The sequence below is a fragment of the Arthrobacter silviterrae genome (genome assembly GCF_011045165.1).
Classification (GTDB): domain Bacteria; phylum Actinomycetota; class Actinomycetes; order Actinomycetales; family Micrococcaceae; genus Specibacter; species Specibacter silviterrae.
Map to the genome: position 1 here is coordinate 59,110 of NZ_JAAKZI010000027.1, position 7,530 is coordinate 66,639.

General features: G+C 67.5%; 8 protein-coding genes. All 8 read left to right on the forward strand.

Annotated elements, in window-relative coordinates:
- Nucleotides 1–35: 35 nt before the first annotated feature.
- The 8 genes from hisI (at nucleotide 36) to lgt (ending at nucleotide 7,440) form a co-directional block, all read left to right on the forward strand.
- Nucleotides 36–488: a phosphoribosyl-AMP cyclohydrolase gene (hisI, locus tag G6N77_RS14525; RefSeq protein WP_165182880.1), complete on the forward strand. Its 453-nt coding sequence runs from the start codon at nucleotides 36–38 to the stop codon at nucleotides 486–488.
- 49 nt (nucleotides 489–537) lie between these two features.
- Nucleotides 538–2,103 (forward strand): anthranilate synthase component I, encoded by a 1,566-nt coding sequence (locus G6N77_RS14530; RefSeq protein ID WP_165182881.1) that lies wholly within the window; start codon nucleotides 538–540, stop codon nucleotides 2,101–2,103.
- The gene (locus G6N77_RS14535; protein ID WP_165182882.1) at nucleotides 2,100–2,696 is read left to right on the forward strand and encodes a Trp biosynthesis-associated membrane protein; all 597 of its coding nucleotides are present in this window, start codon (nucleotides 2,100–2,102) and stop codon (nucleotides 2,694–2,696) included. Before G6N77_RS14530 ends, G6N77_RS14535 begins: the two co-directional genes overlap by 4 nt.
- Before the next feature lie 96 nt (nucleotides 2,697–2,792).
- Nucleotides 2,793–3,077 (forward strand): HGxxPAAW family protein, encoded by a 285-nt coding sequence (locus G6N77_RS14540; protein WP_165182883.1) that lies wholly within the window; start codon nucleotides 2,793–2,795, stop codon nucleotides 3,075–3,077.
- A 2-nt stretch (nucleotides 3,078–3,079) separates the two neighbouring features.
- Nucleotides 3,080–3,895 (forward strand): indole-3-glycerol phosphate synthase TrpC, encoded by an 816-nt coding sequence (gene trpC / locus G6N77_RS14545; protein WP_165182884.1) that lies wholly within the window; start codon nucleotides 3,080–3,082, stop codon nucleotides 3,893–3,895.
- Between the two features lie 134 nt (nucleotides 3,896–4,029).
- The gene (gene trpB, locus G6N77_RS14550; protein WP_165182894.1) at nucleotides 4,030–5,415 is read left to right on the forward strand and encodes a tryptophan synthase subunit beta; all 1,386 of its coding nucleotides are present in this window, start codon (nucleotides 4,030–4,032) and stop codon (nucleotides 5,413–5,415) included.
- Nucleotides 5,408–6,268 carry a tryptophan synthase subunit alpha gene (gene trpA / locus G6N77_RS14555; RefSeq protein ID WP_165182885.1) on the forward strand — a complete coding sequence of 287 codons (861 nt, stop codon included), beginning with the start codon at nucleotides 5,408–5,410 and terminating at the stop codon, nucleotides 6,266–6,268. The genes trpB and trpA overlap by 8 nt, the downstream gene beginning before the upstream one ends.
- Nucleotides 6,269–6,273: 5 nt before the next feature.
- Complete coding sequence (gene lgt, locus G6N77_RS14560; RefSeq protein WP_205678302.1) at nucleotides 6,274–7,440, forward strand: prolipoprotein diacylglyceryl transferase; 1,167 nt, start codon at nucleotides 6,274–6,276, stop codon at nucleotides 7,438–7,440.
- Nucleotides 7,441–7,530: the final 90 nt, after the last annotated feature.

The window sequence follows — 7,530 nt, forward strand, 5'->3', positions numbered from 1 at the left end:
CGGGCCGGGCGGTTTCTGGCACTAGAATTGGGGTGATGCCCCACCTCCCAGCACCCCAGCCCGTATCCGCCCAGGCGCCCGGCTCTTCGGCAGCGGGCCCTGCAGCCGCCATTGCCGGCACCGCGCCCGAATCCCTGCCTGCAAACATCGAGGCATTGCTGAAGCGGGACGCGTCCGGGCTCGTGGCCGCCGTCATCCAGCAATTCGACACCCTTGAGGTGCTCATGCTCGGCTGGATGGACGCGGAGGCCCTGCGCCGGACCCTCACCGGAGGCAGGGTGACGTTCTGGTCCCGGTCGCGGCAGGAATACTGGCGCAAGGGCGACACCTCCGGGCACGCCCAGTTTGTGAAATCCGTGGCCATAGACTGCGACGGCGACGCCCTCCTGGTCACCGTCGACCAGGTCGGCGCCGCCTGCCACACCGGCACCCGCACCTGCTTCGAGGGGCGCGGGCTCCCCGCCGTGACGGGCAGCCGCGACGCGTAGCCTCCACCCCCGACTTCCTTCCGCCTGAGACGAAAGAATTTCCGAATCCATGCAAGATCTAGGTGTCATCAGCCCCACCCTTGACGAGTTTCGCGAGCTTGCCCGCAGCCGGAGGGTGATTCCGGTCCGCCTGAAGGTCCTGGCCGACGCCCAAACGCCCATTGGGCTCTACCGCACGCTGGCGGCCGGCGCACCGGGCACCTTCCTCATGGAGTCGGCCGCGGTGGGCGGCACCTGGTCGCGCTACTCGTTCATCGGCGTCCGCTCGCGCGCCACCTTGACCACGCACGACGGCGGCACCCACTGGCAGGGCGAGCCGCCCGTCGGCGTGCCGCTTGACGGCAATCCTGTCGCCGCCATGGAAGCCACGCTGAAGCTGCTGGCCACCGAGCGCTTTGACGGGCTGCCGCCGTTCACGTCCGGGCTGGTCGGGCTGGTCGAGTGGGAGTCCGTGCGGCACTGGGAAAAGCTGCCGGCGCCTCCGGTCGACGACCTCCACCTGCCCGAACTGGCCCTGAACCTTGTCTCCGACATGGCCGTCCACGATAACACCGAAGGCACGGTGCTGCTCATCGCCAATGCGATCAATGTGGACGGAACGGACCAGAACGTGGACGGCGCCTGGCGCGACGCCGTCGCGCGCGTCCACACCATGCTGGAGGCGCTGCGCACGCCCGTGGCCCAGCCCATGTCGGTGCTCCAGGAGCCAGAGGCCAGCTTTGCCGACTCCGTGCACGAACGCTGGGACCGCAACGAGTACCTGAAGGCGATCGACCGCGGCAAGGAAGCCATCGTGGACGGCGAGGTGTTCCAGGTGGTCATCTCGCGCCGCTTTGAAATGGAATGCAGCGCACCTGCCCTGGATGTCTACCGCGTGCTGCGCAACACCAACCCCAGCCCGTACATGTACCTGTTCAGCTTTGAGGATGCCAACGGCGGCGCCTATTCCGTGGTGGGTTCTTCGCCCGAGGCCCTGGTCACGGTCAGCGGCGACGAGGTCATCACCCACCCCATCGCCGGTTCCCGCCCGCGCGGAAAGACGGTGGAGGAAGACAAGTTCCTGGCCAAGGACCTGCTGGCCGACGCCAAGGAACGCTCCGAACACCTGATGCTGGTGGACCTTTCCCGCAACGACCTCTCCAAGGTCTGCGAGCCGGGCACCGTGGATGTCACCCAGTTCATGGAAGTTGAACGGTTCAGCCACATCATGCACCTGGTCTCCACGGTGGTGGGCACCCTCGCCTCCGGCAGGAGCGCCTACGACGTGCTGGCGGCCACATTCCCGGCCGGCACATTGTCCGGTGCGCCCAAACCCCGGGCCCTGCGACTTTTGGATGAACTGGAACCGCACCGGCGCGGCATTTACGGCGGCGTGGTGGGCTACCTGGACTTTGCCGGGGACATGGACATGGCCATTGCGATCCGTTCGGCGCTGCTGAAGGACGGCAGGGCCTACGTTCAGGCAGGCGGCGGAATCGTGGCCGACTCGGTCAATGAAACGGAGGCCCAGGAGACCGTCAACAAGGCGGCAGCACCCCTGCGCGCCGTCTATGCCGCGGCGTCCCTCAAGGCCCTGGACGATGCGCCGGTCCTTGCGGAAGGGAGCCTGGCATGAGCACCGGAAAGTCGTCCACGCCAGCCTGGCAGCGCAAGTCCCCGCTGATCCTCCTCGCCGTGCTGGCCGCCCTGGCAGTCTTCGGCACCACTACCCAGACCTGGATCCACGTCTCCTTCGGGCAGACCACGGTCCAGCAGTCCGACCTCAACATACCCGGCAGCAAGGCCGCCGTCGCCGTCTCGGCACTGGCCCTCGTGGCGCTGGCAGGTTCACTGGCGGCAACCATCGCCGGCAAGATCTCCCGGATCATCACCGGCGTCATTGTCCTGCTGGGCGCGGCCGGGATTGTCGCCGTCGTCACCGGCCTGCTCGCCGACCCTTCGGCGGCGGCCATGGCGGAAGTGGGCAAGACCACCGGCGTGGTGGGGGTGGCCAGCAACGCCACCACCACCTGGTTTCCCGTGGCCGCCGTCGTGGCAGCAGTGGTCCTGGCCGTTGCGGCCGTGCTGATCCTGTGGTTTGGCCGGAACTGGAACGTGCGCACCAAATACGACGCCGCGCCGGCCGGCTCCACTCCGGACGGCGGCGGCGCCCTGGACGGGGTGGACAGCTGGGACAGCCTCACCCGGGGCGAGGACCCCACGCTCTAACATCACAACTTGCCCCCCGGGGCGTGGGGGTTTCCGCTTCCACAGGCAACTAATGGCAGAATGTATTGCAGTATCCGCATCAAAGGGAGAATTACCATGAGCAACAAGTCGGCCACCTCCTCCGTGGCAGCGACAGTCCAGGAACCCATGGACCACAGCGTTGAGCTGGGCCACGGCAACAGCCCCGCCGCCTGGACCTGTGTGGCCATCATGCTGTTCGGCTGCATTGTCGGCTGCATCGCCTTCGTCATCGGCGAAAGTGCCACGATCGTCTTCTGGGCCGGCGTGGCCATCATGGTCATCGGCCTGGTCACGGGCATGGTCATGAAGAAGATCGGCTACGGCGTGGATGGAAGCAAGCTGAAGAACAACGGCCACTAGGCGTGAGCGTTCTGCAGGACATTGTCGCGGGCGTCAGGGAGGACCTTGACGCCCGCAGGCAGGCAGTCAGCCTGACCCAGCTTCAGGAGCGTGCCGCGCAGGCGGCGCCGCCGCTGGACGCCTTTGCTGCCCTGGGTGGAAACGATCCCGCCCGCCCGGACTTGCGGGTCATTGCCGAGGTCAAGCGGCGCAGCCCCTCCAAGGGCGAGCTGGCAGGCATTGCAGACCCCGCGGCCCTGGCCGCCCAATACCGCGACGGCGGCGCCTCCGTAATCAGCGTCCTCACCGAGGAACGCCGCTTTGGCGGTTCGCTGGCCGACCTGGATGCCGTGCGGGCGGCGGTCGACATCCCCGTGCTGCGCAAGGACTTCACCTGCGACCCGTACATGATCTGGGAGGCGCGCGCGCACGGCGCCGACGTAGTGCTTTTGATTGTCGCGGCGCTGACGGACGCTGAGCTGGCCGAATACCTGGCCCTGACCCACCAGCTGGGCATGAACGCCATCGTGGAAACGCACACTGCCGGTGAGGTTGCCCGGGCCGTTGCCGTGGGTGCCAGGATCATCGGCATCAATGTACGCAACCTGAAGACGCTCGATGTGGACCGGGGCGTCTTTGCCGCCCTGGCCCCTTCCATCCCCGAGGGGCCGGTGGTCATTGCTGAATCAGGTGTCCGGAACGCCGCCGACGTCCACCACTACGCCGAACACGGTGCGAACGCAATCCTGGTGGGCGAGGCCCTGGTCACGGACGCCACCCCGCTGGAGCGCATCACCGAATTCAAGGCCGCCGGCTCAGCCGCCATCGGCGCACGCTAGGCCGTGTTCCGTTCCACCGGCACGGAACTATCACTTTTTTCTTGCATGACCAACACAGGAACAGGACGGTGGAACTGATGGCCCATGTGCCCACAGCTTCGTCACCAGAGCCCGCAGGGGGCAATGACGAAGGCATGGCAGACGCCGCCACTGCCTTCCTGGCAGGAGGCCACGGACAGCCCGAACCGGACGCGGGACATTCCCTGCGCCATGCTCCGGGCCCCTACTTTGGCAGCTACGGCGGGCGGTGGATGCCCGAATCGCTGATTGCCGCCCTCGACGAGCTGGAAGACACCTTTGAAAAAGCCAAGGTGGACCCGGACTTCCTGGCCGAGGTGGCCGAGCTCAACAAGAACTACTCCGGCCGGCCCTCGCTGCTGACCGAGGCCAAGCGTTTCAGCCAGCACGCCGGCGGCGCACGGATCTTCCTCAAGCGTGAAGACCTGAACCACACCGGATCGCACAAGATCAACAACGTGCTGGGCCAGGCACTGCTGGCCAAGCGCATGGGCAAGACCCGCCTCATCGCCGAGACCGGCGCCGGCCAGCACGGCGTGGCCAGCGCCACGGCCGCAGCCCTGCTGGGCATGGAGTGCGTGGTGTACATGGGCGCCGAGGACTGCCGCCGGCAGGCCCTGAACGTGGCCCGGATGCAGCTGCTCGGCGCCACGGTGGTGCCCGTGACCAACGGCTCCCAGACGCTCAAGGACGCCATCAACGACGCCCTCCGGGACTGGGTGGCCAATGTGGACAACACACACTACCTGCTCGGCACCGCGGCCGGGGCCCACCCGTTCCCGGCCATGGTGCGCTTCTTCCATGAAGTGATCGGCGAGGAGGCCCGCGTCCAGATCCTGGACCAGCTCGGGCGCCTCCCCGATGCCATTTGCGCCTGCATTGGCGGCGGCTCCAACGCCATCGGCCTCTTCCACGGCTTCCTCGACGATGCCTCCGTGAAGATTTACGGCTTTGAGGCCGGCGGCGACGGCGTGGAGACGGGCCGCCACGCTGCGACCATCACGCTGGGCCGCCCGGGTGTCCTCCACGGCGCCCGTTCCTACCTGATGCAGGACGACGACGGCCAGACCGTCGAGTCCCATTCCATCTCGGCCGGGCTGGACTACCCCGGCGTCGGGCCGGAACACTCCTACCTGCACGACATCGGGCGGGTCAGCTACGAGCCCATCACCGACACCGAGGCAATGGATGCCTTCAAGCTCCTCAGCCAGACCGAGGGCATCATTCCGGCCATCGAGTCGGCACACGCACTGGCCGGCGCCATGAAGGTGGGGCAGCGGCTTACGGCCGGCCTCGCCACGCCGTCGGACATTGCCATCATCGTGAACCTGTCCGGCAGGGGGGACAAGGACGTGGAGACCGCGGCAGCCTGGTTCGGCATGTTGGATGAAAACGGCCAGGTCAAGGGCACCACGCTCTCCACCCGGGCCGCCAAGGACACAGCGCCAACCGCCAACGCCGACGCCGCGGACCCGAATGCAGAGGATGCCAGCAATGAGTAATGCAACCCTGCCGCCCCGCCACGGCGGGCAGCCGGCGGCCAGCAAGTCGGCGGCCGCCATCGACCGGGCCAAGGCGGCCGGCCGCAAGGCCTTGATCGCGTACCTGCCTGCAGGCTACCCGGACAAGCAAACTGCCATTGACGCCGCGATTGCCGTGGCCCGCAACGGGGCCGACATTGTGGAAATAGGCATTCCCTACTCCGACCCGGTCATGGACGGCGCCGTCATCCAGGCCGCCACCACCGAGGCGCTGGCCAACGGCTTCCGCGTGGCCGATGTCTTTGACATCGTCGCGGCCGTGACAGCCGAGACCGATGCCGCGGTGCTGGTCATGACGTACTGGAACCCGGTGCTGCGCATGGGCGTGGACGAATTTTCCCGTCGCCTCGCCGAAGCTGGGGGAGCCGGGCTCATCACCCCCGACTTGATCCCCGACGAGGCCGCCGAATGGTTTGCCGCGTCGGACAAGTACGGGCTGGACCGTGTGTTCCTGGTGGCGCCGTCGTCGTCTCCGGAACGTGTGGCCATGACAGTGGAGGCCACGCGCGGTTTTGTCTACGCCGTGTCCATCATGGGTGTCACGGGTGCGCGCAGCACGGTGTCCAGTGCGGCCGAGGCCGTGGTGGCGGCCGCCCACCGTGCCGGTGCGGAACGCGTGTGCGTGGGCCTGGGCGTTTCCCGGCCCGAACATGTCCACGAGATTGCCGAGTATGCCGACGGGGTCATCGTGGGGACAGCGCTGGTCGCTGCCCTGCGCGACGGCGGCGTGCCCGCCGTCGGTGCCCTCGCCGCGGAACTGAGCACCGGCTTCGCCGTGGGCTCGTACGTTTCCCGCACGGGTGCGGGGGAGTAGGCGCCATGGCTGCAATTCCCACGCTTGCCACGGCAGCTGCAACGCACCTCGGTGCCGCCATTCCCGCACCTGCCTGGTCCGGCTTTGACATTGGTCCGCTGCGCATCCACGCCTATGCCCTGTGCATCCTCCTGGGGATCGTGGCCGCCATCTGGCTCACCGACCGCCGGTGGAAGCGCCGCGGCGGGCCCGAAGGATCCATCTGGGACATCGCCATCTGGGCCATCCCCTTCGGCATCATCGGCGGGCGCCTCTATCACGTGTTCTCCTCCCCGGACGCGTACTTCGGCCCCGGCTACAACGGACATGGCAACCTGGCCCTGATCCCGCAAATCTGGCTGGGCGGGCTGGGCATCTGGGGCGCCGTGGTCCTGGGCGTCGTCGGTGCCTGGATTGGCTGCCGCCGCGCCGGCGTCAAGCTTTCAGCGTTCATTGACGCCTCAGCGCCGGGGATCCTGCTGGCCCAGGCCATCGGGCGCTGGGGCAACTACTTCAACCAGGAACTCTTCGGCGGGCCCACCACGCTCCCGTGGGGACTTCATGTGGACCCACAGTTCGTGCCCGCGGGGTTCAGCCCCGACACCTTGTTCCACCCCACCTTCCTCTATGAATGTGTCTGGGACGTGCTGGGCGTGGTGGTGCTGCTGTTGGTGGACCGCAAGTTCCGCCTCCGCTCCGGCCGCCTGTTCCTGCTGTACGCCATGGTCTACACGGCCGGGCGCGTGTGGATTGAAATGCTCCGCATTGACGCTGCCGAACAGATCACTTTCTTCGGCATCACCACCCGCCTGAACGTGTGGACCAGCATCCTGGTGTTTGTGGCGGCGCTGGTGGTATTCCTCATCATCACGTTCCTGCGGCGCGGGAGGCCGTTCACCTCCGTCTACCTGGCCGGCCGCGAACCCGCGGCCGACGATCCAGCCGAGAGCGGAGACGGAGGCGCCGGGCCGGCTGGGGACGATGATTCCGGGGACGGTGAAAACGCTGCGAATGGTGGCGGCAAGCCGCGGACGATTGAGTCGGAGGTGGAGCTCGCCGGCACCGACAAGGCTCTTGCGGACGAGCCCAAGGACGGGCCCAAGACGGAACATGAAGTCGCGGGCAAGCCGGCCCCCGGCCGATTTGGCCTGGACGGTGCGTCGCCGGAGACATCCGCCAAGCCCGATTCCTAGGGACTCGGATTCAGACATGAAGCCGTGGGCGTGATGCCCGGGCGATCGAGTTGCGACACATAGGGCGGCCCCGCATTGCCGGGGCCGCCC

What these genes read in the sequence shown, in the direction of transcription:
- hisI (WP_165182880.1), top strand. Translation starts at nt 36, where the DNA reads ATGCCCCACCTCCCAGCACCCCAGCCCGTATCCGCCCAGGCGCCCGGC.
- G6N77_RS14530 (WP_165182881.1), top strand. Translation starts at nt 538, where the DNA reads ATGCAAGATCTAGGTGTCATCAGCCCCACCCTTGACGAGTTTCGCGAG.
- G6N77_RS14535 (WP_165182882.1), top strand. Translation starts at nt 2,100, where the DNA reads ATGAGCACCGGAAAGTCGTCCACGCCAGCCTGGCAGCGCAAGTCCCCG.
- G6N77_RS14540 (WP_165182883.1), top strand. Translation starts at nt 2,793, where the DNA reads ATGAGCAACAAGTCGGCCACCTCCTCCGTGGCAGCGACAGTCCAGGAA.
- trpB (WP_165182894.1), top strand. Translation starts at nt 4,030, where the DNA reads ATGGCAGACGCCGCCACTGCCTTCCTGGCAGGAGGCCACGGACAGCCC.
- trpA (WP_165182885.1), top strand. Translation starts at nt 5,408, where the DNA reads ATGAGTAATGCAACCCTGCCGCCCCGCCACGGCGGGCAGCCGGCGGCC.
- lgt (WP_205678302.1), top strand. Translation starts at nt 6,274, where the DNA reads ATGGCTGCAATTCCCACGCTTGCCACGGCAGCTGCAACGCACCTCGGT.